1 protein-coding gene and 1 pseudogene are annotated in these 1245 nt (G+C 65.2%); both read right to left on the reverse strand.

Translation table 11 applies throughout. The annotated features are described in order from the left end of the window. Positions 1–495, reverse strand: a pseudogene (locus ACQKIP_RS47730) (carbohydrate ABC transporter permease); the annotation flags it as partial. Continuing rightward, a partial coding sequence (locus ACQKIP_RS47735) for a carbohydrate ABC transporter permease (RefSeq protein ID WP_427745898.1) occupies positions 492–1245 on the reverse strand: 754 nt, incomplete at its 5' end. The gene ACQKIP_RS47735 and the pseudogene ACQKIP_RS47730, both read right to left, overlap by 4 nt.

Below are 1245 nucleotides of genomic sequence, written 5' to 3' on the forward strand. Positions count from 1 at the left end.
GAGCAGGATGGGCGCCCAATGGGTGTCGAACAGGCCGAAGCTGTTGACCACTTGGAAGGTCGCCACCTGGGTCGTCACGCCGGGGACCAGCGTGGCGATCAGGAACAGGGCCATGACCGTCTTCTTGAGCCGGAAGTCGAAGCGGTCGATCGCGTACGCCGTCATGGACCCGATGAGCACGGTGCCGGTGATCGAGAACAGCAGGATGAACGCCGTGTTCCCGAACGCCATCAGCATCTTGCCGTCGTTGAAGGCGGTCGCGTAGTTGGAGAAGTTCAGCCAGTTCTCCGGCAGGCTCATCGCGCCGCCGTCGGTCACCTCGCGGGACGTCTTGAGCGAGGTGAGGAAGACGACGAGCAAGGGGACGAGCACCACGAGCGAGGCGACGACCAGCGAGAGATAGGTCAGCGCCGTGCCGGCCCGGGGCCGCCTGCCCGGGGCGGTGAGGCGCCTGCCGGGAGCGGCCGGCCGGGTGGGTGGAGTCAGCGTGGTCATACGAGGTCCACCTTGTCGTCGGGCACGATCCGGCGCTGGATCCAGGTGACCAGCAGGATGATCAGGAGCAGCACGACGGCGCAGGCCGAGGCCAGGCCCGTCTTGTTGAACTGGAAGGCGAGCTTGACCGTCTGGATGACGAAGGTCGAGGTGTCGGTCGCGCCGCCGGTCATGATGTACGGGATCTCGAAGACGGCCAGTGAGCCGGAGATGGCCAGGATGACGCTGAGGCTCACGACGGGTTTGATGCTCGGCGCGATGATGTGCCGGAACTGCTGCCAGCGGCTGGCGCCGTCCAGTTGGGCCGCCTCGTACAGTTCGCCGGGGATCGACTGGATCGCCCCCAGGAACAGCACGAAGTTCAGGCCGGTGAAGCGCCATACGGACACTCCGGCGAGCGAGGTGTTGGCCGACTCGGGGTCACCGAGCCAGGCATGGTCGCCGCCGACTCCGAACCAGGACAGGATCGAGTCGAGGGTGCCGCCGTCCTGGAAGAAGTAGAGGAAGACGAAACCGATGGCGACGCCGTTGATCAGGTAGGGGAAGAACAGGATTCCCTTGAAGAGGTTGCGCAAGCGCAGGTCGAAGCTGAGCACCGTCGCGAAGTACAGCGCGATCACGATCTGCACGGCGGACGCGGCCAGGTAGTAGAAGCTGACGAAGAAGACCCGGAACAGCTCGGGGCGCGTGAACAGTTGGGTGTAGTTCTCGATGCCGGTGAAGTTCCGGTCGGGGCTGACGCCGTCCCAG

The sequence above is a fragment of the Streptomyces sp. NPDC059900 genome, assembly GCF_050270335.1.
GTDB lineage: Bacteria > Actinomycetota > Actinomycetes > Streptomycetales > Streptomycetaceae > Streptomyces.